The 24199-nt window shown below is 70.8% G+C and carries 24 protein-coding genes and 2 pseudogenes; 10 read left to right on the forward strand and 16 right to left on the reverse strand.

The features are described 5' to 3' along the window. Positions 1–9: 9 nt before the first annotated feature. Together ACIHAR_RS01410 and ACIHAR_RS01415 are read right to left on the reverse strand one after the other, a co-directional pair. Positions 10–1221 (reverse strand): MFS transporter, encoded by a 1212-nt coding sequence (locus tag ACIHAR_RS01410; RefSeq protein WP_400015801.1) that lies wholly within the window; start codon positions 1219–1221, stop codon positions 10–12. A 90-nt stretch (positions 1222–1311) separates the two neighbouring features. Continuing rightward, a complete protein-coding gene (locus tag ACIHAR_RS01415; protein WP_400015802.1) occupies positions 1312–2133 on the reverse strand; it encodes a VOC family protein in 822 nt (273 codons plus the stop codon). Between ACIHAR_RS01415 and ACIHAR_RS01420 the strand changes: the two genes are divergently transcribed. Both ACIHAR_RS01420 and ACIHAR_RS01425 read left to right on the forward strand, forming a co-directional pair. After that, complete coding sequence (locus tag ACIHAR_RS01420) at positions 2132–2632, forward strand: PP2C family protein-serine/threonine phosphatase (protein ID WP_400015804.1); 501 nt, start codon at positions 2132–2134, stop codon at positions 2630–2632. The two genes, ACIHAR_RS01415 and ACIHAR_RS01420, sit on opposite strands and share 2 nt — an antisense overlap. 398 nt (positions 2633–3030) lie before the next feature. Next, positions 3031–3549, forward strand: a complete 519-nt coding sequence (locus ACIHAR_RS01425) for a cupin domain-containing protein (RefSeq protein ID WP_400015806.1) — start codon at positions 3031–3033, stop codon at positions 3547–3549. Between the two features lie 98 nt (positions 3550–3647). Here ACIHAR_RS01425 and ACIHAR_RS01430 read toward each other — a convergent pair whose 3' ends face one another. Further along, the gene (locus ACIHAR_RS01430) at positions 3648–4283 is read right to left on the reverse strand and encodes a TetR/AcrR family transcriptional regulator (RefSeq protein ID WP_400015808.1); all 636 of its coding nucleotides are present in this window, start codon (positions 4281–4283) and stop codon (positions 3648–3650) included. Between the two features lie 69 nt (positions 4284–4352). On the opposite strand from ACIHAR_RS01430, the gene ACIHAR_RS01435 reads away from it, so the two are divergent. After that, positions 4353–5957 carry an FAD-binding oxidoreductase gene (locus ACIHAR_RS01435; RefSeq protein ID WP_400015810.1) on the forward strand — a complete coding sequence of 535 codons (1605 nt, stop codon included), beginning with the start codon at positions 4353–4355 and terminating at the stop codon, positions 5955–5957. A 240-nt stretch (positions 5958–6197) separates the two neighbouring features. On the opposite strand, the gene ACIHAR_RS01440 is transcribed toward ACIHAR_RS01435, so the two are convergent. From ACIHAR_RS01440 to ACIHAR_RS01450, 3 genes are all read right to left on the reverse strand, one after another. Further along, entirely contained in the window at positions 6198–6968 is a 771-nt protein-coding gene (locus ACIHAR_RS01440) for a hypothetical protein (RefSeq protein WP_365469123.1), read from the reverse strand. Beyond that, the gene (locus tag ACIHAR_RS01445) at positions 6965–7582 is read right to left on the reverse strand and encodes an ABC transporter ATP-binding protein (protein ID WP_365469126.1); all 618 of its coding nucleotides are present in this window, start codon (positions 7580–7582) and stop codon (positions 6965–6967) included. Before ACIHAR_RS01445 ends, ACIHAR_RS01440 begins: the two co-directional genes overlap by 4 nt. Positions 7583–7855: 273 nt before the next feature. Further along, entirely contained in the window at positions 7856–8098 is a 243-nt protein-coding gene (locus tag ACIHAR_RS01450; protein ID WP_365469129.1) for a DUF6411 family protein, read from the reverse strand. 135 nt (positions 8099–8233) lie between these two features. On the opposite strand from ACIHAR_RS01450, the gene ACIHAR_RS01455 reads away from it, so the two are divergent. Next, complete coding sequence (locus ACIHAR_RS01455; RefSeq protein ID WP_365469132.1) at positions 8234–8770, forward strand: isochorismatase family cysteine hydrolase; 537 nt, start codon at positions 8234–8236, stop codon at positions 8768–8770. Positions 8771–8925: 155 nt separating this feature from the next. Here the strand turns inward: ACIHAR_RS01455 and ppk2 are convergent, their stop codons facing one another. The 3 genes and pseudogenes from ppk2 to ACIHAR_RS01470 form a co-directional block, all read right to left on the reverse strand. Continuing rightward, positions 8926–9915 (reverse strand): polyphosphate kinase 2, encoded by a 990-nt coding sequence (gene ppk2, locus ACIHAR_RS01460; RefSeq protein WP_400015814.1) that lies wholly within the window; start codon positions 9913–9915, stop codon positions 8926–8928. 154 nt (positions 9916–10069) lie between these two features. Further along, positions 10070–10663 (reverse strand): MFS transporter, encoded by a 594-nt coding sequence (locus ACIHAR_RS01465; RefSeq protein ID WP_400015815.1) that lies wholly within the window; start codon positions 10661–10663, stop codon positions 10070–10072. 166 nt (positions 10664–10829) lie between these two features. Then, positions 10830–11420 (reverse strand): annotated as a pseudogene (locus ACIHAR_RS01470) (MFS transporter); the annotation flags it as partial. On the opposite strand from ACIHAR_RS01470, the gene ACIHAR_RS01475 reads away from it, so the two are divergent. Beyond that, complete coding sequence (locus ACIHAR_RS01475; protein WP_400015817.1) at positions 11329–12198, forward strand: family 1 glycosylhydrolase; 870 nt, start codon at positions 11329–11331, stop codon at positions 12196–12198. The pseudogene ACIHAR_RS01470 and the gene ACIHAR_RS01475 sit on opposite strands and share 92 nt — an antisense overlap. A gap of 164 nt (positions 12199–12362) precedes the next feature. On the opposite strand, the pseudogene ACIHAR_RS01480 reads toward ACIHAR_RS01475, so the two are convergent. From ACIHAR_RS01480 to ACIHAR_RS01490, 3 genes and pseudogenes are all read right to left on the reverse strand, one after another. Next, positions 12363–12593, reverse strand: a pseudogene (locus ACIHAR_RS01480) (WhiB family transcriptional regulator); the annotation flags it as partial. Between the two features lie 251 nt (positions 12594–12844). Next, positions 12845–14065 (reverse strand): MFS transporter, encoded by a 1221-nt coding sequence (locus ACIHAR_RS01485; RefSeq protein WP_400015819.1) that lies wholly within the window; start codon positions 14063–14065, stop codon positions 12845–12847. Further along, a complete protein-coding gene (locus ACIHAR_RS01490; protein WP_400015821.1) occupies positions 14062–14664 on the reverse strand; it encodes a helix-turn-helix domain-containing protein in 603 nt (200 codons plus the stop codon). The genes ACIHAR_RS01485 and ACIHAR_RS01490 overlap by 4 nt, the downstream gene beginning before the upstream one ends. Here ACIHAR_RS01490 and ACIHAR_RS01495 point away from each other — a divergent pair. The 4 genes from ACIHAR_RS01495 (at position 14663) to ACIHAR_RS01510 (ending at position 19585) form a co-directional block, all read left to right on the forward strand. Further along, positions 14663–15184 (forward strand): GNAT family N-acetyltransferase, encoded by a 522-nt coding sequence (locus ACIHAR_RS01495; RefSeq protein ID WP_400015823.1) that lies wholly within the window; start codon positions 14663–14665, stop codon positions 15182–15184. The genes ACIHAR_RS01490 and ACIHAR_RS01495 overlap by 2 nt on opposite strands. Before the next feature lie 340 nt (positions 15185–15524). Next, a complete protein-coding gene (locus tag ACIHAR_RS01500) occupies positions 15525–17453 on the forward strand; it encodes a lectin (protein ID WP_400015824.1) in 1929 nt (642 codons plus the stop codon). A 344-nt stretch (positions 17454–17797) separates the two neighbouring features. Beyond that, entirely contained in the window at positions 17798–18691 is an 894-nt protein-coding gene (locus ACIHAR_RS01505; protein WP_400015825.1) for an amidohydrolase family protein, read from the forward strand. Positions 18692–18817: 126 nt separating this feature from the next. Continuing rightward, the gene (locus ACIHAR_RS01510) at positions 18818–19585 is read left to right on the forward strand and encodes a hypothetical protein (protein ID WP_400015827.1); all 768 of its coding nucleotides are present in this window, start codon (positions 18818–18820) and stop codon (positions 19583–19585) included. A 9-nt stretch (positions 19586–19594) separates the two neighbouring features. On the opposite strand, the gene ACIHAR_RS01515 is transcribed toward ACIHAR_RS01510, so the two are convergent. The 3 genes from ACIHAR_RS01515 to ACIHAR_RS01525 form a co-directional block, all read right to left on the reverse strand. Next, positions 19595–19723: a hypothetical protein gene (locus ACIHAR_RS01515; RefSeq protein WP_400015829.1), complete on the reverse strand. Its 129-nt coding sequence runs from the start codon at positions 19721–19723 to the stop codon at positions 19595–19597. A gap of 343 nt (positions 19724–20066) precedes the next feature. Beyond that, positions 20067–21275, reverse strand: a complete 1209-nt coding sequence (locus tag ACIHAR_RS01520; protein WP_400015830.1) for a phosphatidylserine/phosphatidylglycerophosphate/cardiolipin synthase family protein — start codon at positions 21273–21275, stop codon at positions 20067–20069. Positions 21276–21507: 232 nt separating this feature from the next. Next, positions 21508–22410: an NAD-dependent protein deacetylase gene (locus ACIHAR_RS01525; protein WP_400015832.1), complete on the reverse strand. Its 903-nt coding sequence runs from the start codon at positions 22408–22410 to the stop codon at positions 21508–21510. A gap of 299 nt (positions 22411–22709) precedes the next feature. On the opposite strand from ACIHAR_RS01525, the gene ACIHAR_RS01530 reads away from it, so the two are divergent. Then, on the forward strand, positions 22710–23675 hold the full coding sequence (locus ACIHAR_RS01530; protein WP_365469163.1) for a YihY/virulence factor BrkB family protein: 966 nt from the start codon (positions 22710–22712) through the stop codon (positions 23673–23675). Positions 23676–23707: 32 nt separating this feature from the next. Here ACIHAR_RS01530 and ACIHAR_RS01535 read toward each other — a convergent pair whose 3' ends face one another. Further along, on the reverse strand, positions 23708–24133 hold the full coding sequence (locus ACIHAR_RS01535) for a DUF6003 family protein (RefSeq protein WP_365469166.1): 426 nt from the start codon (positions 24131–24133) through the stop codon (positions 23708–23710). Positions 24134–24199 lie beyond the last annotated feature (66 nt).

Raw genomic sequence — 24199 nt, forward strand, 5'->3', positions numbered from 1 at the left:
GATACGGGCCTACCGGCGGCGGTCGTGCAGTACTCCGGCGAGCAGGATCACGAGCAGCCCCGCGAGGGGGACCACCAGCAGGCCCATCCGAAGGCTGGTCGCGTCGGCGACGAGTCCGACCACGGGCGGGGAGCACAGGAAGCCCAGGCGCATGAGCCAGGAGACGATCGTGAGCCCTGATCCCGCCTTGAGGCCGGGAAGCTCGTCGGCCTCCTGCATCGCGGCAGGCACCAGGGTGGCCACGCCGAACCCGGCCGCGGCGAAGCCGAGGATCGTGCCGGACACCGTGGGGACGGCCAGTGCCAGGCCCATGCCGGCCGCGGTGATGAGCCCGCCGGCGCGGGCCACGGCGCGCTGGCCGAACCGGTCGACGAGCCGGTCTCCGATGAGACGGCCGACGAACTGGGCTCCGACCAGGGCGATGAATCCGCAGGCCGCCAGAGTGACCGATGCGTGCAGGGAGTCGGAGAGGTAGAGCGTGGCCCAGGAGTTGCCCGCGTCCTCGACGAGGGTGCCGGCCGTGGCGATGACGACGAGCGCGGCCAGTACGTATCCGGTGCGCAGACCGGTCCGGTCGGGCCGCAGCTGTCGGGGGCCCTTGTCCTCGGCGTCCGTCTCCCGCACGACGGGCTCGGTGTCGGGCCCGGGGAGGCAGTAACGCAGGGCCACGCAGGCAGTGATCCCGAACAGCACCGCCGAGATCAGCAGGTGCTGCCCGCGCGGGAGGCCCAGCGCGATCGCACCGGCGGCCATCGAGCCGCCGGCGACGGCGCCGACGGACCAGATGGCGTGGAAGGAGTTGATGATGGAGCGCCGGTAGCGGCGCTGCACCCGCAGGCCGTGCGCGTTCTGGGCGACATCGGTGATGGCGTCCATGGCCCCGGCCAGGAACAGCGCTCCGGCGAACACGGCCACCGACTCCGCGAGGCCGGCGGCGAGCGTTCCCGCGCCGGTGAGCAGGGTGCCTGCCACCGCGACGCGCGCCGACCCCAACCGCCGGACCAGCACTCCCGCGGCCAGGCCGGCGACGATGGCTCCCGTCGGGAAGGCCGCGACGGCCAGTCCGTAGGTGGTGTTGCCGATGCCGAGGTCGGCCTTGATCTGCGGGTAGCGCGGAAGAAGGTTGGCGAACAGAGCGCCGTTCGTGAGGAACAGCAGGGCGACGGCCGCACGGGCCCGCCGTTCGGTCCGGGTCGGCCGGAGCGATACGTCAACAGTCATGCGCGGGAGCCTATAACCGGAAGCGTACGAACGTACACTCTGCTTTCGGCGCCCCGGTCGGCGGCCGGTGCCGGGACGTCTTCCGCAGCCTCACCCCTCGCCCACCCACTGGGCCGCCGGGCCGGTGCGCACGAAGAGGCAGAAGGGGTGGCCCGCCGGATCGAAGAGGACCCGCACATCGTCCTGAGGTTGGAAGCCGGCCACGGTGGCCCCCAGGGCGAGGGCATGCTCGACGGCGGACGACAGATCGTTCACCTCGATGTCCAGATGCGTCATCATCTGCTGCTCGGACGAGCTGGTGGGCCACCGCGGGCGCGTGAAGAGCGGCTCCGTCTGGAACGACAGCCCGGCAGTACCGTCGGGCGGTGCGATCTCCACCCAGCCCGGCTCCTCCTTCCGCGTCGGCCACCCGAGCAGGCCCTGGTAGAACTGCGCAAGCTCTTGGGCGTTCGGCGCGTCAAGAGTGGTCGCGGCCAACGTGAAACGCGGTCGAGGCTTCATGCGATGCTGCTGCCCGGTTCCGCGGCCGAGAGGCCGGCCGTCTTCGAGCTCTATCCCGGTGGGTCCGGGGTGAGCGTCCGTATCTCGCCAACCGATCCGGGCGGGGCTTCGCAGCCAGTGCCCGCCGGGATGGGGACGTTCCGGGGCGCCGCACTCGCCGGACTGATCGCGCAGGCGCTGGAACGGGCACGCCTGTACGACACCAGCAAGGAGCTCGCGGAAGCCCTGCAAGCGACGATGGTCCCCGACTCGCTGCCGGACCTTCCCGGACTGGATGTGGCCGCCCGTTATCTGCCCAGCGTCCGAGGCAGGGAGATCGGCGGCGACTTCTACGACCTGGTCCGGGTGGACGACACTGCCGTGGCCGCGCTCATCGGCGACGTCGAGGGACACCACGTCCGCCGCACTCATGAGCCCCATCCGCTACTCCATCCGCGCCCACGTCGCCGGCGGGGCCACTCCGGTGCAGGCCCTCGTGCAGGCCAACCGTCGGCTGGTCGAGCTGGATCCGTTCGCCAGCTGCCTGTACGCCTGTCTCGACTTCGCACGCCGCCGGGCCGTCCTGGCCACCGCCGGCCACCCCCCGCCGATCCTGCGCCACCCGGACGGACACACGGAGGTCCTCCACCTGCCTCCGGGGCTGCTGCTCGGCATCGCACCCGACGCGGACTATCCCTCCACCGAGATCCCGCTGGAGAGCGGCACCGTTCTCGCGCTGTACACCGACGGACTCGTCGAGACCCCCGGGGTCGACCTGGACGACGCCATCGCCGGCATCGCCGCCCAACTCGCCCACGCCCCGCACCGCCAGTCCATGGACCGGCTCGCCACGGATCTGATCGACCACGCGAAGCTGACGGGCCCGCGGACGGACGATATGGCGCTGCTGCTCATCAAGGTTGTCAGGTGACGGCCCGGCCCTCCCCCCACAGACGGGTCGGATCCAGCGGCGGTGCGTGCGTCACGTCGGCCCCCTGGTGGCTTTCGACACCGGGGGCGCCTCCGGGCAGCTACCCCGCCGGTACGCCGGTCCGCTCGACGATCTCAGCCCGGTCATGACCGTTCGTCGGTGCCGCCGGGGTAGGGCAGGGTCGCGTAGCAGACCGGACCACGGTCGGCCCTGTGGTAGGCGATCAGTTTGTCTGCCCCGGAGGAGTCGTGCCCCGGCGGGCCCACGGCCCGCCGAATCGCATCAGGACTAGATCCTCAGTCCTCGACCCGGGTCGCCCGGAGATCAGCCGCGAGGCCGATGTCGCCTCCGGTATCGCGAGCGACGATGGTGGTGGAGCCTGCGAAGAGGAGCGCATCATGTCGTACCCGGAACACCTCGAGTACCCGGAGCCCCGCTACCACGGCGACAGAGGTGAAGTGAACGCGGCCTTCCGCCCGGCCGACACGCCACCGGACATCTCCTCGCCCGGCGGCTCGACCCACTACCTCGCCACCAACGAGTCGACCGGCGGCGAGTTCGGCCTGTACAGAGTCGAGTTGGGCGCACGCTCCGCTGGACCCAAGGCCCACTTCCACAAGGCGATGTCGGAGTCCTTCTACATCCTCTCCGGCGAACTGGAGCTCTACAACGGCGAGAAGTGGGTCACGGGCCGAGAGGGGGACTTCCTCTATGTACCGGTCGGCGGCCTGCACGCCTTCAGGAACGTGGCCGACGAGCCCATGTCCATGCTCCTGCTCTTCTCCCCGGGCGCCCCACGCGAGGAATACTTCGAGCGGGTAGCGGAGATGACGCGGCGCGGTGGCGAGGAACTCAAGCAGTTCCGCATACGGCACGACAGCTACTTCGTGGAGGACTTCGAGGACGGGGCGGAGTAGTCCTACCCGTCACTGGACCGTCGGCCTCCCCTCCCGGTTTCTACGTCCTTCCGGCCTGCGACAAGCTGTTGCGGGGGTCGAGTCCGTGCCGCTCGGACTCATGAGGTGTCGCCGCCGGCGAGGATGGTGCGGCCGGCGGCGAAGAGCCGCGCGCAGCGGCGGGTCATGGCCTCGGGTGACTGGTCAGGGTGGTTGATCCACCAGCGGACCAGGGCGGTGCAGAGGCCCCGCCAGGCGTGCGTGAGGGCGTCGGCGTCGAGCGGGTCGCCGGAACCGGCCGCGTGCAGGAGATCGGCGGTGCCGATCGCGGCGAGGTCGTCGATGGCATCGCGGTAGTACGCCGCCCGGCGCGCGGCGTCGGTGCCGGGCGGCAACGAGGCGTCGTACAGGACGAACCACGCCTCGCGCTGCTCGTCCAGAGCGGTGAACAGGCCGTGCAGCACACGCAGGGGAGTGGGCGGCGCACCGGTGACCCCTTCGGCCATCGCGGCGCGGATGGCTGCCAGCAACCGGTCGCCGATCGGGTCGAGGCAGGCGAGACAGAGGTCCTGCTTGCTGCCGAAGTACTGGTGCACCAGTGCCTTGGTGACGCCCACGCGAGCGGCGATGTCCGCCACGGTCGTGGCCTCGTACCCATGGCGGCCGAACTCCGCGGTGGCCGCGGCCAGGACCTGCTGTTCGCGAGCGGCCCTCGGCACGCCCTTGGTGCCGGCCCTGGAGTGCTGCCTTGTCACGCAACCCATCTTACCCTACGGTAATTTACCCATGGGTTAATTCGTCGACTCACGCCGGGAGCAGCCCTCATGCCCGAGACCGCGACCGACTCCGGCACCTCTCGCGCCCGCTCCTGGTGGGGCTGGGGTTACGCCGACGCCCACCCGGACGACGCCGAATGCGTCGCGACGGGCGGCCTGCTGCCGGGCACCCTCGCCCGACCGCTGCCGATTCCCCGGGTCGCCGACCTGCCCATCGGCCGCCCCGGCGTGACGCCGCCGTCCTCCCTCGCGCATCTGGTCACCGCCGATCCCGACACGCGCGCCGCCCACGCCATGGGCAAGGCCTACCGGGACGTCATCCGGGCCCTGCGCGGCAGGCCCGGCCGGATCCCCGACCTGGTCGCCCACCCGGCCCGCGACCAGGAGGTGGCCGACCTGCTGGACTGGGCCGGCGAGCACGGCGTGGCCGTCATCCCCTTCGGCGGCGGGTCCTCGGTGGTCGGAGGCGTGGAGTACCGCGGCGACGCCCACCGCGCCGTGCTGTCGCTCGACCTGACCTCGATGGACCGGGTCCTGGAGATCGACACCGCCGGTCGCGCGGCCCGGATCCAGGCCGGGGCGCTCGGCCCCGTACTGGAGGAGCAACTGCGGCCCCACGGCCTCACCCTGCGTCACTTCCCGCAGAGCTTCGAGTTCTCCACCCTCGGCGGCTGGCTGGCCACCAGGGCCGGAGGCCACTACGCCACCGTCCGCACCCACATCGACGACTTCGTGCAGTCCCTGCGCGTGATCACGCCCGCCGGAGCGGGCACGTCCTGGCGGCTGCCCGCGTCCGGCGCCGGTCCGTCACCCGACCGCCTGTTCCTCGGCTCCGAGGGCGCGCTCGGCGTCATCACCGAGGCATGGATGCGCCTGCAGGAGCGCCCCCGGCACAAGATCTCGGCGTCCGTGGCCTTCGCCGACTTCCACCGGGCGCTGGACGCGGTGCGCGCGATCGCCCAGTCCGACCTGGCTCCGGCCAACTGCCGGCTGCTCGACCCCGGCGAGGCCGCACTGTCCGGCGCCACGCGCGACGGCTCCGCCGTCCTGGTCCTGGGCTTCGAGTCCGCCACCGCCCCCGTCGACGACCACCTCGCGACCGCCCTGGACCTGGCCCGCACCCACGGCGGCCGGGGCGAGACGCCGACGGCCGACCGCGACGCCCCGGCGGACGCGGCCGTGAGCGCCTGGCGTTCGGCGTTCCTGCGCATGCCCTACCTGCGCGACGGCCTGGCCCGCATGGGCGCCGTCGTCGAGACGTTCGAGACCGCCGCCACCTGGGAGAAGATTCCCGCCCTGATCGACGCCGTGCGCACCGAGGTCGGTGCCGCCGCCCTCAAGGCGACCGGACACCCGGCCACCGTCAACTGCCGCCTGACCCACGTCTACCCCGACGGCGCCGCCCCCTACTTCACCGTGGCCGTCGCAGGTCGCCCCGGCGACGAGGTCGAGGTCTGGGACGACATCAAAGCCGCCGCGAGCGACGTCCTGCACCGCTACCGCGCGACCATCACCCACCACCACGCCGTCGGCCGCGACCACCGCCCCGGCTACGACCTCCAGCGCCCGGAGCCCTTCGCGCTCGCACTGCGCGCCGCCAAGGACGCCCTGGACCCCCACCGCATCCTCAACCCCGGCGTCCTGCTCGACTGACGGGGCGGCGGTGCTGGAGCCGTCGCACGAAATGTCGCATGGGCTGTCGCGGAGACCAGTAGCTCTGGAAGGCCATGGGAGCCGAGGTGCCGGTGGTCGCCGGTCTCCTCCGTACGTCCTGGCTGACGTGCCCGCCGCCCGCAGTCCCGAAGCCGACCTTTACCTGGGCCGGTACGACGACCGTCACCCGGGCCGATACGACGACCAGACCGTGTCGGCCGGTACGACGAACAGACCCTGTCAGTTTGGTTGGGCGAGATTGTGGACGCGCGTTCGCCGCAGGAACGCGGCGAGAGCGATGGCGGACAGGACGCCGAGCCAGACCAGGCTGTTGGCCAGCGGCGCGACGGCGAAGTGATGGGTGAAGCCGCCCTGGAGGGCGGTCTGCAGAGATCCGTAGCTGGGCAGCAAGGTGACCAGCGGCCTGTCGGCGGTCGTCGCGGCGACGGGGTTCTGCGGGGCGAGGTCGATGATGCTGGCCATGATGATGGCGACCATGCCCTCCACCTCGCCGGGCAGGAACAGGGACAGGAACAGCCCCATGGCGCCGTAGATGAGGGACGCGGCGAGCACGGCGAGGATGAGCAGGCCGGGCTGGCGCGGTGTCCAGTACAGCAGCATCCAGGCCACCGCGTACGCGCTGACCAGGGTGGCGGTGACGAGCAGAGCGGTGAGTTTGGCCGCCAGCAGTGCGCGGCGTGAGTAGCCGGCCGCGGCCAGGCGCCGATCGAAGGCACTGGTGCGGCGGGCGGCGCTGAACACCCAGAAACCGACCAGCAGGGACACCGCGTTGAGGGATCCGCTGACCATGGTGATCTTGTCGCCGCCGGCATGGAGCACCTGCCCGGTGGCGCGCAGCCGGAACGGGAAGAGATCCGGGGTGGCGACCGTCTTGGCGATGGTGATCCACAGAGGCACCAGGAAGGCCAGCAGGACGAGGGCGAGGCGGTTCTTCGCCATGGCCAGCAGGCTGTAGCCGGTGGCGGTCCGGTAGGCGATCATCCCGGTCATCCCTGTGCTCCGCTGGTCGGGGTGGGGCGCAGTCGGCCGTCGCTGAGCCGGTACAGGGCGTCCAGGCGCTGACTGTCGTAGGCGAGATGGGAGACGATCACCACGGTGCGGCCCGCCGCCCTCAGGTCGCGGGCGATGTCCCAGAACCGCAGGTACGTCTCCCAGTCGAAGCCCTGGTAGGGCTCGTCCAGCAACAACACCTCGGGATCGTGCATCAGCGCGAGGACCAGGTTGAGTTTCTGCCGTGTGCCACCACTGAGCGTCCTGACCGGCTGCCGGTGGTAGCCGGCCAGCCCGAGCGTCGAGAGCAGCCTCTCGGCCCGGTCGAGACGGGGCAGTCGGTGAGCGATCTGGAAGAGCCGCAGGTGCTGCCGTACGGTCAGCTCCTCGTCGAGCACGGGGTGCTGGGGGCAGTAGCCCAGCGTGCCGTCGAGACGGACGGTCCCGGCGTCCGCGCGCAGGTCGCCGCTGAGGATGCGCAGCAGCGTGGTCTTGCCGGCGCCGTTCTCTCCGACCACGCCGACGAGCCGCCCGCGGGCGACCTCGAGGCACGCGTCACGCAGGACGGGCCGGGAGCCGTAGCTCTTGGCGACATGCTCGACGGTCAGGGCCATGGCCGCGACATCTCAGGAAGCGGGAACGCCGGAGGGGACAAGGCCGCTGTCGCCCGACCGTGGCCGTCCGGCCCCGGGGACCGCGGCATGACGGCTGTCGGGTGCAGCCACGCGGATCTCCCCGGGAGCGGACGCCATGAACGCGTCATGTCCGACGATCAGGACGCCGCGCAGCCTCCGGCGCCCGGGCGGGGCCGTTCTCGGCGTCGGACTGGCGGGTGCGTGCGACGGCATGGGCTGCTCCGAACATGATCTGACGATGCGGGCTCCGCGTCAGAACGGCAGTCGGCCGCGTGCCCGGCGGCCGGCCGAGCCGCTGCGGCCGAGCGCGCGGGAGCCGGAACTGAAGGGCTTGCTGAGGAGGCGCCCCAGCGGGCCGGGAGCCTTGGAGCCGGTCCGCGAACCGAGGCCCATGGCGCGATGGGCACCGTTCTGCGGGTGCCGGGACAGGCGTGGCATCAGAAAGGCAAGCACGGCGAGAACGACGCACAGGGCGATGACACCGGCGATCACCATCAGAAACTCCCCACTGCTCGACAGCGCGTTCGCTGTATCGGTCTGACACCGAATGCCCGCATGGCCTGTGAACACGCATTCCCGCCGAAAAGACTTCCGCTACGACCGGCACCGGGCGGTGCATACCGTGGCAGCATGAACAAGACCGCGCTGATCGTCATCGACATGATCAACACCTACGACCACAAGGACGCCGACTTGCTGCTGCCCTCGGCGGAGTCGGTCGTGCCGGTCGTGGCCGGCCTGCTGGAGCGGGCGCGCGACAAGGGCGTACCCGTGATCTACGTCAACGACAACTTCGGCGAGTGGCGTTCGCACCACGGCGAACTCCTCGACAAGGCCCTGTCGGGACCGCACGCACACCTCGTGGACCCGCTCCGGCCCGACGACTCGTCGCTCTTCGTCGTCAAGGCCCGCCATTCGATCTTCTTCGAGACGCCGTTGTCCTACCTGCTTCAGCAACAGGGGATCGACGAGCTCGTGCTCTGCGGCCAGGTGACGGAACAGTGCGTCCTCTACTCCTGCCTCGACGCCCACATCCGGCACTTCGACGTCACCGTCCCGCGTGATGCCGTCGCCCGCATCCATGCCGACCTGGCGAACGCCGCCCTGCGGATGATGGAGCGCAACATGGGTGCGCGCGTGTGCGACAGCAGCGAGCTGTGGCAGTGAACGACCGGAGCGGGCGTACGCGGTGGACCGCGGTCCGTACGCGAGCGGACCGCGGTGCGGCCCACCTGCTGCCTCACACGGCAGCAGGCTGCGCTGCGGGGTGACCGCCGCGGCGTGTTCCGTCCCCAGCAACGGCGCACCCGGCGAAGGGCCTGCTAGGGCGAGCCCTCGCTCGGACGTGTGGGTGTCCGTGGGTGGGGATGCTGCCCGGGGCCTTTCTGCTGGGTGATGAGAGGGGTCGGGGAAAGCGCGGTGTCCTCTTCACCCGGCTCCAGGAGGGTGGCCGCTGCGCCGACGATGAGGGGGTCGGGCTTGCCGACTGCTTCCACGTCCTTGGCCGCGTAGTCGACCCGGTGGAGGAGGCTGCGCATGGCCTCGAGGCGGGCCCGTCGTTTGTCGTTGCTCTTGACGACGGTCCAGGGGGCGTGCTCGGTGTCGGTGGCGCGGAACATCTCCACCTTGGCCGTGGTGTATTCGTCCCAGAGATCGAGGGACTGGACGTCGGTGGGAGACAGCTTCCACTGCCGGACCGGGTCGACCTGGCGGATCGCGAACCGCGTCCGCTGCTCCGCACGCGAAACGGAGAACCAGAACTTCACCAGGATGATGCCGTCTTCCACCAGCATTTGCTCGAAGACCGGACATTGTTTGAAGAACAGTTCGTATTCATGCTGCGTGCAGAAGCCCATGACCCGTTCGACTCCTGCCCGGTTGTACCAGGAGCGGTCGAAGAAGGCGATTTCTCCCGGCCCGGGGAGATGGTTGACGTAGCGCTGGAAGTACCACTGGCCCTTCTCCCGTTCCGTGGGCTTGTCCAGGGCCACGATGTTGGCGCCGCGGGGATTGAGGCGTTCGGTGAAACGCTGGATGGTGCCGCCCTTGCCTGCGGCGTCCCGGCCCTCGCAGATCACGACCAGGCGACCGCCGGTGTCTTTGATCCACCGCTGGAGCTTGAGCAACTCGATCTGCAGGACCCGCTTGGTCCGCTCGTACTCCTTGCGGTTCACTTTCCTGTCGTACGGATAGTTCTCCCGCCAGGTGGTGATAGGTTCTCGGGCGCCGTCCAGCAGTACCGGTTGCTCAGGTCGCCGGTCGTCCACCGTCAGACCGTCCAGCAACCGTGCCTCGGTCTCATTGCGGTCCATTCGGCCCTCGCTCCCCGCGTGGTCATTCATCTCTTTGGGTTTCATGGAAGTGCTTGCCCGAAACGCCGCACTTTTCACCGCGTGGACGAACGGGAAAGCGAGCCGGGGCCGCGTGCGTCGGGGCCGTCCGTCAACGGCCCCGACGCACGCGCGGTCAGGCGAGCGGGGTGCCGTCTGCCGCGTCCTCCTCCGCCGGGTCGTGCAGCGGTGGGATGAACAGGGAGAGCAGCAGGGCGACCAGGGTGACCAGGGCGCCGAGCCAGAAGATGCAGGAGTAGCCGGTGTCGAGGTAGAAGGCGGTGCCGTCGACGACGGTGCTGTCCGCCGCGAGGACGGCGTAGGCGCCGGCGGTGACGATGGCGCCGAAGAGGCTGATGAGCATGTTCAGCATGCCGCTGCCCAGGCCCTGCTCGTCGCGTGAGACCACGCCGACCACGAGTGCGGGCGCTCCCGCGACGACGACGCCGGCGCCGATGTTGGCGACGCACGAGGTAAGGATGAGTTCGAGTTCGTTGCCGTGGTAGGAGCCGACGAGTGTGTAGCCGACGGCCATCACCGCCAGGCCGGCGCACCAGATCCGGCGGGCGTCGAAGCGGCGCAGGTACCGGCTGACGAGCAGGCCGGTGCCGAACATCACCACGTTCCAGCTCACGCTGACGACGGCGTTGTGGTGGGCCGTCCAGCCCCGGCCGGCCGAGACACCCGGGACGGCGGGGTAGAGGGCGAGCAGGATGGCGAGGCCCGGCATCGTGAAGGCGACCGTCTGGGCGAGGCCGCCCGGCGGTGAGCGCGAGGGCCACCGGGCGGCGGCGCAGGACCTTCAGGTCAAGGATGGGGTGGGCGCTGGAACGCTCCACGAAGACGAACGCGATCAGCGCGACGATCCCCGCCCCGAGCCATCCCAGGGTCCGCGTGTCGGACCAGCCCCAGCTCTGCCCCTGGCCGACGGCGTAGACCACTGCTGTCAGGCCACCGCCCAGGACCAGGCCGCCGATCCAGTCGAAACCGGAGTCGAACGAGTGCCGCGGGGTCTCCGGGACCAGCAGCGCGACCAGCGCGAAGGCGACGGCGGTCGCGGCGGCGAGGAACCACAGGGCGCCGCGGTAGCCCCAGCCGTCCACCAGCCAGCCGGCGAGGAAGGGGGAGACGAGCGCCACCAGGCCGACGCTGCTGCCCATGATGCCGCTGGCCTGCTTGACCAGCCGGGGCGGAAAGACGTCGCGCACCGCGGCGAAGGACAGGGCGCCGAACGGGCCGTAGAACCCGGCGATCGCCCGGCCCGCCAGGACGAGCCAGAAGCTCCCGGCCATGGCTGCCAGGGCCTCGCCGAGAGCACCCAGTGCGGTCATGGCGAGCATGACGCGCTTCTTGCCGTACAGGTCTCCCAGCTTGATGACGAAGGGAGTGAGCAGGGTGGACACCAGGGTCAGCGTCAGTCCGAACCACACCACCTGGGTGGTGTGGAAGGCCTGCGCGACGCCCGCCGTGGCGTTGGGGCCGAGAATGCCGCCCGAGCAACTGCTGCAGGCGGGCGCGAAACTGCCGCCCGAGGCGGAGACGCTCAAGACGCGGATGCTCGCGGCCGCCGCACGCGCCGCCGGAAGCGACACCTACGCCAGCGCGAACGTCATTCCCGCCCACCGGCAGGACGAGTTCCAGGCGGCGTTCACCCGCGCCCACCGTGCCGCCCGCGACGCGATCAAGGCCCGCCGCGGCGACCTGCCCGTCGGCGTCTCCATCGCCATCGCCGACGAAGTGGCGATCCCCGGCGGCGAAGCGCGCCGGGACGCCAAGCGTGCCGCCTTGTACGACCATTGGCTCCGCGAGGCGCGCCACGACGACTTCATCGGCGTGCAGAACTACGAACGCGTCGTCCACGGACCCGACGGCGAAGTCACGGTCGCCGGCGAACTGAACGGCATGGGCACGGTCATCGCGCCCGGCTCACTCGCCGGCGCGGTGCACTACGCCCACCAGATGTCAGGGGCGCCCGTCCTCGTGACCGAGCACGGCATCCACACCCCCGACGACGCGCAACGCGCCGCCTTCATCCCCGCCTCCGTCGAGGGGCTGGTGGCCGAGGTACGCGCCGGCACGCCCGTGCTCGGCTACTGCCACTGGACACTCCTGGACAACTTCGAGTGGATCTTCGGATACGGCGCTCGGCTCGGCCTCCACGAGGTCGACCGTGACACGTTCCAGCGCCGCCCGAAGCCGAGCGCGAAGGCGTACGCGGCCGTGATACGGGACCACCGGGGCGCACTCGCCGAGAGCCGCCGCTGAGTGGCTTCGACAGGCGGCCTACCTGGTCGTGGAGGTGCGCGGAACCACTGCGCCGTGAGTCGTCCCCCGGCGCCCGCGGCTAACCGATCACAACGGCGCCGTTCGTCGTTCCTGGCGGGGTAAAGGGTGTACGGAGGCGCTGTCGCGCGCCGAATGGCTCGTCGTTGGGCGGCCGTGGTGGCGCCCCAGATTCCGTCGTCCTCGCCGTGCTCTATGGCCCAGGTACGGCAGGCAAGGAGTACGGGGCACCGCCGGCATATCGCCCGTGCCAGAGAAGCCTCTGATCCGGGAGCGATCGAATCGGACAGGGGGAAGAAGATCTCGGGATCCTCGCCGATGCATGCCGCTTGATCGCGCCAGTCGTACCTGGTCGCTTGTGTGTGAACGTCGGTCATCGCCTGCCTCTGCTAGCCCCTCGTCGCATGTGATCCAAAAGTCACTGCAGCACGCGACAGTGCTGCAGACCCGGCAGAGGTGTTTCGCATCCTATTCAAATATTCCGGTTTACGCCAGAATCATCCGATTTCCGGCTGTGGTCGCATGGGGTAGGGCCGGTGTTCGACAGAGACGGCGCCTCGGGCGCCGACAGCCGCCTCGCAGCGCCGGCCCCAGCGCTGCGAGGCGCCGCGCAGCGCGGCAGGACCGATCACCGGGTCCGCGGACGCGGTGCGAGGCGGCGCTCTGTGCCGTGGGTCAGCTCGCGGCGGGGCTGCCGGGAACTGGTATGCGCCAGGACGGCGGCGAGGAGCAGGGCGGCGAGGGCGGCGAGGGCGGTGCCCTGCCAGCCGACAGCGCTGATCAGGGGCGCGGCAAGGGCGGTGCCGAGGGCTCCGACGGTGAAGTACAGGACGAGGTAGACGCTGGTGAGGCTGCCGGAGCGGTGCGGGTCGAGAGCGATGACGCCGCTGAGGTTGGCGGCCTGGGCGGCGAAACAGCCGGCGTCGAAGAGCGCGAGCCCGAGTGCTGTGACCGCCGCGGTGTGCAGACCGGTGGCCAGCAGCATGGTTCCGGCAGCGGCGGCCAGCATGCCGGCGATGACGACCGTGGTCGGTGTGTACCGGTCGGCGAGCCGTCCGGTGAGGGGGAGCGCCGCGAAGCCGAGGACCCCGGCCAGGCTGTACAGGCCGATGGCGGTCGGGCCGAGGGAGTACGGCGGTTTCGCCAGGGTGAGCGCGAGCGAGACCCAGACGAGGTTGAAGGCGAAGTACCACAACCCGCCGGTGGCCACCGCACGGCGCAGTTCCGCGAACTGACGCGACAACGCGTGAAGTGATGTCAGGGCGGCACGGTAACCGTGGTCGGAGCGCGGCCGCCGCCGGGGCAGAAGGGTGGCGCCGGCGATCGCGCCGAGCAGGGCGACAGCCGCGAAGACGAGAAGCATCCGCCGCCACCCGAGGATGTCGGTGAGTGTTCCTCCCGCCAGGCGGCTGAGCAGGATGCCGGCCGACATGCCGGCGGCCACGGTGGCGACGCCCGTTCCGCGGCGTCCGGACGGGGCGTGCCGGCCCGCGATGGTGCCGGCCTGGGCGGCGACACTGGCGGCCGCGCCGATGAGCAGGTAGGCAGCCAGGAGCACCGTCGCGCCGGGCGCGGTCGCCGCGACGCCGAGGGCGGCGGCCAGCGTGGTGAGCTGCGCGGCCACCAGCCGGTTGGGCGCGACGTGGTCGGTGAGGGGGAGCAGGAGGGCGAAACCGATCACGCAGCCGACGAGCGCGGCGGTCGGGAGGAGACCGACCACGGAGAGGGGAACGCCCAGCTCGAAGGCGACCGCTGTGAGCGCGGGCTGGATGGCGTAGTTGTTCGCGATCGCCGTTCCGGCTATGGAGGCGAGGAGGAACGTGCCGCCTCGGAGAAGGGGGCGGGTCATGGCCGGTTGCCGCGGGTGAGGATGACCGCGTACCGGCACTCGGCGTCGGTGGTGTTGGCGAAGACACGCTCGGTGGGTTCGCCGAGTTCGATGGTGTCGCCCGCGTCGAGTTCGTGGACCGTGTCGCCGTCATGGAAGGTCAGGCGGCCGTCCAGGACCCAGACGACCTGTCGTACGAAGGCGAACGCGGCGGCCGGATAAGGCACCCGGGCGCCGGCGGGCAGGCGGATCTCGGCGACCTCCGCGGGGAAGTGGGGGCCGGTGATCTGGCGGCGCCGGTAACCGGTGCCGGGGTCGCGCCACTCGGCCGTGTCCGTCCGGCGGCGCACGCCCGCGACGCTCTGCGCGTCGTCCTGTGAGTCGTCCTGCGTCCCCTCGGTCGAGGTGAGCAAGGAGGCGATGCTCAGCTGGAACGCGGCCGACAGCTTGCCCAGGACGACGGCGGTGGGGCTGCTCTCCCCGCGCTCGATCCTGCTGATCATCGCCTGGGACACGCCGGAGACGTCCGCGAGCCGAGCCAGGGTCCACCGGCGCCGTTCCCGTTCGGTGCGCACGCGCGCGGCGATCTGCCCCACCAGCGGGTCTACTATATTGGACATGAATCCAATATACGAAAGAAGCCGTGCTGTCGTTACGGTGCGCCCAGCCCGTCCCGGCGACGCGGAGGCCATCCGCGCCATCCGCAACCACGCGATCGAGCACACCACCGCCCTGTGGACGCAGACCCCGCAGTCACCCGCGGAGGCAGTCGCCTGGCTCGCGGCCCACCTGGAGAGGGGCTCGGCGCTGGTCGCCGAGGCTGAGGGCGAGGTGGCCGGCTTCGCGGTCCACGGCCCCTGGCGGCATCTGGACGGATACCGCCACACGGTCGAGGACTCGGTCTACGTCCGTGAGGACCGGCACGGACTCGGCATCGGCTCCGCGCTGCTGACGGCCCTCATCGCCTCGGCGCGCGACGCGGGCCACCATGTCGTGATCGCCGGCATCGAAGCCGGGAACGCCGCGTCGATCCGGCTGCACGAACGGTTCGGGTTCCAGTACGTCGGCACCATGCCGGAGGTCGGCAGGAAGTTCGGCCGGTGGCTCGACCTGGTGCTCATGCGGCTGCCCCTGAGCTGAGCCGCTGCTGCGGCAGCGCGCCGAGCGGCGGTGGCATCCGGCCGGGGGTTGCGCACACTCCCTCCGGACGGTGACCTCGTCACCTGGCTCGGCGCCATTCCGGACCAGTGGAAACACCCACCGCATCCCCGGGGTCCCGCGTGCACGTGTATTGACGGGAACATGACTTATTAGTTCAATCATGGCTTGAGATAAGTCGGTCCACCGTTCGGGCGGCGTCTTCACGGCGGTCGCACCTCGCCTTCGCGAGCGGCGCCCGGACTCCTCCGAGCGCCACCTCTCACCTCACCCCGCGCGCACGCCATGGAGGTGAGGACACCCCCCACCGGAAGGTCACGCCATGACCCCCTCGCGCAGGCCGGCCCTGCTCTGCGGCACGCCTCCCTCCCGCCGACTCCCCGCGACGCTGGCGGCCGTGCTCGCCCTCGCCCTCGCGTTCCTGGTCACCCCGGCCGCGACACCACAGGCCGTGGCGGCGGGGGAGCGCGTCGACGTGTGGCTCACCACCACCTCCGACGCCGGCGGCCGCAACGTCACCCGCGGCCTCGCCCAGCAGGCACCCCTGAACTTCGGCGCGTCCGGCGGCGCCGCCGACCAGATCATCACCGTCGACGAGACGACCACGTACCAGCAGTTCGAGGGTGGCGGTGCCTCGATCACCGACACCACCGCGTACCTGCTGCGTGGTGGAGCGGTCAGCGCCGCCACCCGTGACGCCGTGATGCGCCGGCTGTTCTCACCGACCGACGGCATCGGCCTGTCCTTCGTCCGCAACCCGATCGGCGCCTCGGACCTGTCCCGGCCGGGCCACGTCTCCCTGGACGACACCTGCTGCGACCTGAACGACTTCGGCGCCAACGGTTACGACACGAACGTCCGGCTGCTGACCGCACAGGCCGAGCAGCTCAACCCCGCGCTGCGCGTCAAGGGCGTGCCATGGAGCGCGCCCGGCTGGATGAAGGACAACGGCCGCATGGACCAGATGGGGTGGCTGAAGTGGGAGTACTACCCCATGTACGCCCAGTACCTGGTCAAGTACATCCAGAGCTACCAGGACGCCGGCGTGGACATCGACTACCTCTCGGTACAGAACGAGCCGAACTGCTGCCAGGCAGGCAACCCCACGGCCATGAACTACCCGGGGATGAGCTGGAACTCCTCGGGACTGATCGAGTTCACGAAGAACCACGTCTACCCGGCCTTCCGCGCCGCGGGCATCGACACCAAGGTCCTCATCCACGACTGGAACTACGGTGACTACGCCGGCATGGGCGCGGCGATCCTGGCGGACGCCGGCGTGCGCAACGACCCGCTGTTCGGCGGCATCGCCTGGCACGGCTACGCCGGCGACCCGGCGGTGGGCAGTCAGGTGCACGACCAGTACCCGACCGTCCGGCAGTTCAGCACCGAACACTCCGGCGGCACGTGGATCGGCAACCAGCACAACGAAGACCTGGCCGACATCGTCAACTACGCCCGCAACTGGAGCAGCAGCCTGGTCAAGTGGAGTCTGGCCCTCAACCAGAACATGGGCCCGCACAACGGCGGTTGCGGTACCTGCACCGGACTCGTCACCGTGCAGGAAGGCGGGCCGCGAGCAGGGCAGGTGGACTACACGATCGAGTACTACACCACCGGACACCTCACCAAGTTCGTCAGGCCCGGTGCCCACCGGATCGCCTCCACCGCCGGCACCACGGTGCCCAACGTCGCCTGGCGCAACCCGGACGGCTCCAAGGCGCTGATCGCCCACAACGGCGGCACATCCGCCCGCTCGGTCCGCATCGACTGGGGCGGCCAGTCCGTCACCTACAGCCTGCCCGCCCGGACCACCGCCACTTTCACCTGGTCCGGCACACCCTCGGGCAACCCGGGCGGCACCACCGGCAGTCTCACCGGACTCGCGGGGAAGTGCCTGGACGTCGCGGGCGCAGGCACGGCCGACGGCACCGCCGTCCAGCTCTACGCCTGCAACGGCACGACGGCCCAGCGCTGGACCGTGGGCTCGGACGGCAGCATCCGGGCGCTCGGCAAGTGCCTGGACGTCGCCGGGGCCTCGACAGCCGACGGCGCCAGAGTGCAGCTCTACACGTGCAACGGCACCTCGGCGCAGCAGTGGTCCTACAACCCGACCACCCACGACGTGGTCAACACCGGTGCGGACAAGTGTCTCGACATCACCGGCAACAATTCCGCCGACGGCACCCCCGCCCAGATCTGGACCTGCACGGGCGGCGCCAACCAGAAATGGACACTGAACACCGCGTGATCCCGCCCGCCCGGGTCCCTGCCGGGGCCCGGCACTCGGCAACCCGGCACCCGGCAACCCGGTTCCCGGTTCCCGGTTCCCGGTAAGACGGTCTCGGGAAGCCGCCCCTTCGACGTGACGGCGAAAAGAAGCGCCATCGGAGAGGACGGGTGACGGACACCTCACCGTTTTCCTCCCGCAAGGGAGTGGACCCATCGCCCCACCAGGGCTGATCGTGAGCGACATGAACGATCACCGCATGACGCCCGTCCAGCCCCGCGATCCCGCGGAACCCGTCCTTCGCCCAGGTCTCCCGCACTGTGCCGGGTCGCCGAAGCGGGGATGCCCGGGGGGTGCGAGGGGTCATGAGTGACGTTCCGCTGGACGAGGAGGCCGCCGAGGTCCGCCGTTTCTGGGGTCGGCTCGGCCTTCCGGGGCTGGTCGACGTCCATACGCACTTCATGCCCGAGCGGGTCCTGCGCAAGGTCTGGGGCTACTTCGACGCGCTCGGGCCGCTGACCGGCGGACTCGAGTGGCCGATCACCTACCGGAAGGAGGAGGCGGAACGCACGGCGGTGCTGCGGGCGTTCGGCGTACGTGCTTTCACCGCGATGCTCTACCCGCACAAGCCCGGGATGGCCCGCTGGCTGAACGGCTGGGCGGTCGACTTCGCCCGCCGCACCCCCGACTGTCTGCACACCGCCACTCTTTATCCCGAGCCGGGCGTCGAGGCGTACGTCCGGGAGGCGGTCGAGGCGGGCGCGCGCGTCTTCAAGGCACATGTCCAGGTGGGGGCGTACGACCCGGCCGACGAACTCCTGGAGCCGGCCTGGGGCTTGCTGGCCGAGGCCGGCGTCCCCGTGGTGATCCACTGCGGCTCGGGGCCGGCGCCCGGCAAGCACACCGGCCCCGAGCCGATCGCGCGGGTGCTGGCGCGCCACCCTCGGCTGCGGCTGGTGATCGCGCACATGGGGATGCCCGAGTACGAGGAGTTCCTCGGCCTCGCCGAGCGGTACGGGGAGGTGCGGCTGGACACGACGATGGCGTTCACCGACTTCACCGAGCGGCTGACGCCGTTCCCGCTCCGGGCCCTCCCGCGGCTGGCCGCGCTCGGCGATCGCATCCTGCTGGGCTCCGACTTCCCCAACATCCCCTATCCCTATGTGCACCAACTGCACGCCCTGGAGCGGCTGGATCTCGGACAGGAGTGGCTGCGGGCGGTGTGCCACGACAACGCGGCCCGGCTGTTCGGACGGTGAATGTCCTGCGTCACGCACCGCACCGCCACGCTTCACTGAGTACGCCTACTCATGCCGACCCGCACCGGACCGGTGACGATGGTCCGTGTCGACGTACGGCCAGGAGGCGGAGCCGGAGGCGGGGGCATGAGCAGATTTCTGGCGGTGGTGGCAGCCGTGGTGGTGGCGGCCGCGGCACTGGTCTTCGCCTACGTGGCGGGGGCACCGCCCGAGGTGATGTTCGGTGTCGGGGCGGGCGTGTTGAGCCTTCTGTGGCTGCTGCTCCTGCTCACGCTGCCCTGGAACCTCTACTTCCGCGCGCATGCGGTGCTCGCGGAGATCGCGGTGAGCCGGGAGAAAGGCATGGAGGTCTCCCCGGCTCGCGATGCCGAGGCCGCGCGCATCGCCCGCACCATGCTTCGGGCGGCGGTCGCGGGCCACGTGGTGACAGCGGCGGTCGTCTGCGCTTTCACCTGGGCGACGGACGAGTTCACAGGTTACTGGTTCGGCGCCTTCTTCCTGCTGAGCACCTTCTTCCGGCCGGCCGGCGCCTACTTCGGCCAGCTTCGGCGGCGTCTGGGCACCCTGCTCAAGGACGTCACGTATCCGCGGGACGACGTCGTCGAACTGCACGCCCGGCTGGACCGTGCCGAGGCCGGGACGCGGCTCCTGGAGGAGAAGGCGGAGGAACAGTACCGGGCCCTCGCCGAACTGCGCCGTACCGTGGACGCACTCGCCATGAGCACGCACGAGCGGACCGAGGAGGCGGACCGCAGGATCGCCGCGCTGGGCCGGGAGTTCGAGTCCACGGTGAACCGCCTGACCGACAACCAGGAGATCATCGCGGGTGTGAAGGCGTTCCTGCGCCTGCTGCGGTCCACCGACGCGGCCGACGGTGCTCCGGCTTCCGGGTGACCGAGTGCGTCAGGAGTAGCGGGCGGGGACGTGGCGTACGACGGCGCGGACGGCCTGGTCGATGTCGGGGAGGTTGCCCAAGACCTCGTTCACCGCGGGGTGGTTCGGGTCTGTTCGGGCGTGAGCCGCCCAGTACACGACCTTGCGTCCCGGTCTGCCGCCTCCCTCCTGCCATCGGCGGCATCACAGGCAGGCCGTCCATGGGGTGAACGACGCGGGGCGGCGGTCGAGTTCCTGTGCTGTGCGGTGTCCAGGACGCGACGATTCCAGGTGGCTTTCGCCGAGCGCGAGGAGGTGTTTTCCGCCAGAACCCGACCCCGTGCGGAGGAGAAACGGGAGCCGCGCCGACCGCCGAACCCGGCACTGGTCCGGGCGCCCCGCACGGGGTGACGGCCCGGATCCACCTGACGACGACCCTGAACCTGCGCCAGGAGGACGGCCGGCGAGTCAGGGCGGTGTCAGCCGGTCGTGGGCGGTCGCGCTACAGGAAGCGTCTGATCGGGGTGACGGCGGCCTCCTTGGCGCGCTGGAGCACGGCTCGCCGTCTCCATCGGGAGAGCTCGATGTCGACGCTGTCCTCGAGGTCCGCCTCGTAGTCGCGGTCGAGTGCCGCCGTGAACGTCTCGTCCAGGACAGCGAGCATGACCTCTTCGTCGTGGTCCATGGAGCGGCGGTTGAAGTTGGTGGATCCGATGAGGGCGGCGACCGAGTCCACCGTGATGATCTTGGCGTGCATCATCGTCGGCTGGTACTGCCGGATCCGCACGCCCGCCTCCAGCAGACGCGTGTAGTGGTGCTGGCCGGCCAGCTGGCAGGCGCGCTGGTCGGTATGGGGACCGGGGAGCAGGATCTCCACGCGCACGCCCCGGCGGGCGGTCCGGCACAGCAGGTCGACGAAGTAGGTGTCGGGGGCGAAGTAGGCGGTGGCGAGGCGGAACCGTTCCTCGGCAGAGGTCAGCATGACCCGGATCAGGGTCTGCATGTCCTGCCAGCCGATGCTGGCGGAGCCGCGCACCACCTGGACGACCGCCGAGCCGACCTGACGGTGCTCGGTGAAGCGGTCGCGGTCGTCGTACAGTTCGTCGTGGCACTCGGCCCAGTTCTGCGCGAACGCCGCCGCGATGCCGTCCACCGCCGGACCGCGCACCTGGACGTGCGTGTCGCGCCACTCGCCCGGACCGCGGGCGTCGCCGCACCATTCCTCCGCGATCCCGACACCGCCGGTGAACGCGGTGTCCTCGTCGACGATGAGGGCCTTGCGGTGGCAGCGGTGGTTCTGTTTGAACGGCGACAGCCAGACGGGCTTGCGGAACCAGGCGACCTGAACACCCGCCGTCTCCATGAGGTCCAGCAGGCGTTGCTCGATCTCCTTGGCGCCGAAGCCGTCGAGCAGCAGCCGCACCCGCACACCCGCGCGGGCGCGATCGGCGAGGGCGGCGGCGAAGTCGCGGGCGATCTGACCGCGCCAGTACACGAAGGTCATCATGTCGATCGTGTGCCGGGCCGAGCGGATCGCGCCGAGCATGGCGGGGAAGATCTCGTCGCCGTTGCGCAAGGGCACGAGCTGATTGCCTTCGGTGGCGGCCACGCCGATCAGCCGCTCCAGGCGGCGACGCAGGCGCTGCTTGCGGGTGTGTGCGTCAGGTGTCGTGTGACAGGCAGTCTGCGCCGGTATGCCGTCGAGGGTCACGCCGATTCTCCCGTTGGACCAAGAGACAGATCGTTACGGGCCGTAGGACGAGCCCGAATCAGCGGATGCCCGGCAGTCACGGCCTCACTCCCGGCATCGGAAGCGGACAGGGCCGAGGTGTGTGATGTCCGCTGCACGCGCCCCTTGCTGCCTGACATCCCCTCCGGTTTCCCATCGACATGAGGGGCCGGTGTGTGCCGAACCCTGGTGAGGCCCTGCCACGGTGACCGTTTCACCCCGTCGACGCGCGACCGTCGAGGGGGATGTCCAGCCGGTCGGCCACGGTGGTGAGGGCTGTCCCCAGCGGGAGCGCGACCCGGGTGAGGGCGTGCCGGTCGCCACGGGTCGGGTCCCGGTTGACGATCAGCACCGGCTTCCCGGCCTGGGCCGCCTGGCGGACGAACCGGAGTCCGGACATCACCGTCAGCGAGGAGCCCAGGACCAGCAGCGAGGTCGCCTCACGGACCAGCGTGCGGCAGTGCTCGACCCGCCGCGGCGGAACGTTCTCGCCGAAGAACACCACGTCCGGTTTGAGGATGCCGCCGCAGACCGCGCAGGGCACCACGCGGAAGTCCGCGACCTGTTCGTCGGTCAGGTCGGCGTCACCGTCCGGGTTGATTCCCGCGGCGACCGGCTCGAAGCCCACATTGGTCTCCTCCAGCCGGCGGGCGAGTTCGTGGCGCGGGCTGAAGGTGCCGCAGGAAAGGCAGACGACCTGGTTCAGGCTTCCGTGGAGTTCCACGACGCCTTCGCTGCCCGCGGCCTGGTGCAGACCGTCGACGTTCTGGGTGATCACACCCGAGAGCAGGCCGTGCCGCCCGAACGCGGCCACGGCCCGGTGCCCGGCGTTGGGGCGGGCACGGCCGAAGGTGCGCCAGCCGAGGTGGCTGCGCGCCCAGTACCGGCGCCGGGCCTGGGCGCTGCCGGTGAAGTCCTGATAGGTCATCGGGGTGTGCCGGCTCAGGCTCCCGCCCTCGCCCCGGTAGTCGGGGATGCCCGACTCCGTGGAGATGCCCGCCCCGCTGAGCACCAGCACACCGCCGGTGCTCAGCGCTTCGGTGATCGGCTCCAGATCCGTGGTGCCCGGCGGCAGGTCCTCACTGGGGGTCCAGCTCAGGGTGGGGCGCATGCGCATGCCGTAAGGGTACGGAACAGGCTGTCTGCCGGTCGGCTGGCTCATCGACCGGCTGGAGGTAGCACCGTGCCGGTGTGGCGACCCGGCCCGCCGGGGGACAGACGGAGGGGAGGGGGCGTGTCCGCGGTGGCTGACCGTGCACGTCGGCGCTGGGATGCGGTGTCCGCGGACCATGCCGAGATCGCCGGTCGGTGCGTACGGGGAAGGACCCGTGGGCCGTGTCCGAAGCAGGAGGTCGGACGGTGCGGCTCCCGGGGCAACCGGACAGGGAGCAGCCGTAAGCGAAGGAGGTCCACGCCATGGGAACCGCCGTCCACGTGCCACAGACCCGGGACATGATCGGGGAAGAGCTCTCCGGAGACGAGGCGTTCACCGCCCTGCGCCACTACGGGGGGCTGCGGCTGCTGACCGACTCCTTCGCACGGTTCCGTTACGCGGACGGCTTCAGCAACGCGCGTGCCCTCGCCTTCCAGGTGGTGCTCGGGCTGGTTCCGTGCACCGTGGCGCTCGTCGGGCTGGCCACGTCGGTGCACACGGAGGGCGTGGGCCGGATCATCGAGCTGACGCTCGGCCGGATCGTGCCGGGTGCCAGCGCGGAGGTCGTCGAGGACGCCTTCGAAGGGACACGGCGTACCGCTGACGGCGATGTCTGGAGCACGCTCGCCCTGTGGCTCGGCCTGGGCTTCGCCCTGTTGAACCTCGCCTCGGCCATGGGCCAGATCGAGCGCGGCGCCAACCGGATCTACGGCATCGAGCGCGACCGTCCCTTCCCACGGAAGTACGCGCGGGCGATCGTTCTCGCGCTCGCCGCCGGTCTGCCCCTGGTGCTGGGGTTCGTCGTCCTCGTGGCCGGTGAGGCCGTGGGCGATGCGGTGGCGCACTCCGCCGGTCGGGAGGGCAGCGGACCGCAGTGGTGGGGTGTGCTCGACATTCCCCTCGGGCTCGCGCTGGCCTGGGTGGCCTCCGCCGTGATCTTCCGCTGGTCGCCCCGCCGCGTCCAGCCCGGCTACACCTGGCTGGCCTTCGGTTCGGCCGTGCACCTCCTGCTGTGGGTGTCGGCCACATGGCTGCTCGCGCTGTACGTCGAGGAGAGCGGTGCCTTCGGCGCCGTGTACGGGCCGCTCACCGCCTTCATCGCCTTGCTCCTGTGGGCCAACCTCACCGCCGTCGCGCTCTTCCTCGGCATCGCGTTCGCCGCCCAGCTGGAAGCGGCCCGCGCCGGCATGGACACAGCCGTCCAGCCGGACCCCGGACCAGGCAGGTGAGGCCCGACGGCGGCTGAGGACGCGCCGCGTCGTCAGCCGCCCGCCGCAGCCGTCACCGTCGCGGGATCCACCCCGGTCAGTTCGGCGATGCGGTGCGGGGGCACGCCGGCGGCCAGCGCGCGTCCGATCAGGCCGTCGCGGCCGTCCGCGCAGTCGCGGTAGGCGAGCAGCTCCTCCTCGATCCGGGCGAGCGGCTCCGGCGCCATCCCGTGGCGGACCCGGCTCAGTTCCTCGTCGCTCAGCGGGACGGGCAGCCGTTCCGCTCCCTCGGGCACGGCCGCCGTCTCCTCCGGCGGCAGCAGGCGCAGGTGCGGGGACGCCGGATCGCTTCCGTGGGCATCCAGCCACGCGCGGACCGCGGGAGTCTCCATGCACGCGAGATCACCGACGGCGGCGGGGGCCACGCCGAGCGGAACGGAAGGGTCGTCCAGCAGGAACAGATAGGCGTCGTCGGTCATCCTCGGCTCCTTCTCGACGGGGGTTGATCGACGTCCCTTTACCCCGCCGCGGCCGGAATACCGTCG

The sequence above is a fragment of the Streptomyces sp. NPDC052016 genome, assembly GCF_044548445.1.
In the GTDB taxonomy this organism is placed as follows: domain Bacteria; phylum Actinomycetota; class Actinomycetes; order Streptomycetales; family Streptomycetaceae; genus Streptomyces.

Bases quoted from the DNA above. Each gene is read 5' to 3' on its own strand.
- ACIHAR_RS01445 (WP_365469126.1), bottom strand. From the start codon at position 7,582: ATGGCCCTGACCGTCGAGCATGTCGCCAAGAGCTACGGCTCCCGGCCC.
- ACIHAR_RS01415 (WP_400015802.1), bottom strand. From the start codon at position 2,133: ATGAGTGCGGCGGACGTGGTGTCCCTCGACGTCGCCGATGAGCGCGGC.
- ACIHAR_RS01435 (WP_400015810.1), top strand. From the start codon at position 4,353: ATGCCCGAGACCGCGACCGACTCCGGCACCTCTCGCGCCCGCTCCTGG.
- ACIHAR_RS01410 (WP_400015801.1), bottom strand. From the start codon at position 1,221: ATGACTGTTGACGTATCGCTCCGGCCGACCCGGACCGAACGGCGGGCC.
- ACIHAR_RS01535 (WP_365469166.1), bottom strand. From the start codon at position 24,133: ATGACCGACGACGCCTATCTGTTCCTGCTGGACGACCCTTCCGTTCCG.
- ACIHAR_RS01465 (WP_400015815.1), bottom strand. From the start codon at position 10,663: ATGCCGGGCCTCGCCATCCTGCTCGCCCTCTACCCCGCCGTCCCGGGT.
- ACIHAR_RS01530 (WP_365469163.1), top strand. From the start codon at position 22,710: ATGGGAACCGCCGTCCACGTGCCACAGACCCGGGACATGATCGGGGAA.
- ACIHAR_RS01425 (WP_400015806.1), top strand. From the start codon at position 3,031: ATGTCGTACCCGGAACACCTCGAGTACCCGGAGCCCCGCTACCACGGC.
- ACIHAR_RS01420 (WP_400015804.1), top strand. From the start codon at position 2,132: ATGAGCCCCATCCGCTACTCCATCCGCGCCCACGTCGCCGGCGGGGCC.
- ACIHAR_RS01440 (WP_365469123.1), bottom strand. From the start codon at position 6,968: ATGACCGGGATGATCGCCTACCGGACCGCCACCGGCTACAGCCTGCTG.
- ACIHAR_RS01500 (WP_400015824.1), top strand. From the start codon at position 15,525: ATGACCCCCTCGCGCAGGCCGGCCCTGCTCTGCGGCACGCCTCCCTCC.
- ppk2 (WP_400015814.1), bottom strand. From the start codon at position 9,915: ATGGACCGCAATGAGACCGAGGCACGGTTGCTGGACGGTCTGACGGTG.
- ACIHAR_RS01490 (WP_400015821.1), bottom strand. From the start codon at position 14,664: ATGTCCAATATAGTAGACCCGCTGGTGGGGCAGATCGCCGCGCGCGTG.
- ACIHAR_RS01495 (WP_400015823.1), top strand. From the start codon at position 14,663: ATGAATCCAATATACGAAAGAAGCCGTGCTGTCGTTACGGTGCGCCCA.
- ACIHAR_RS01510 (WP_400015827.1), top strand. From the start codon at position 18,818: ATGAGCAGATTTCTGGCGGTGGTGGCAGCCGTGGTGGTGGCGGCCGCG.
- ACIHAR_RS01525 (WP_400015832.1), bottom strand. From the start codon at position 22,410: ATGCGCATGCGCCCCACCCTGAGCTGGACCCCCAGTGAGGACCTGCCG.
- ACIHAR_RS01455 (WP_365469132.1), top strand. From the start codon at position 8,234: ATGAACAAGACCGCGCTGATCGTCATCGACATGATCAACACCTACGAC.
- ACIHAR_RS01485 (WP_400015819.1), bottom strand. From the start codon at position 14,065: ATGACCCGCCCCCTTCTCCGAGGCGGCACGTTCCTCCTCGCCTCCATA.
- ACIHAR_RS01505 (WP_400015825.1), top strand. From the start codon at position 17,798: ATGAGTGACGTTCCGCTGGACGAGGAGGCCGCCGAGGTCCGCCGTTTC.
- ACIHAR_RS01450 (WP_365469129.1), bottom strand. From the start codon at position 8,098: ATGGTGATCGCCGGTGTCATCGCCCTGTGCGTCGTTCTCGCCGTGCTT.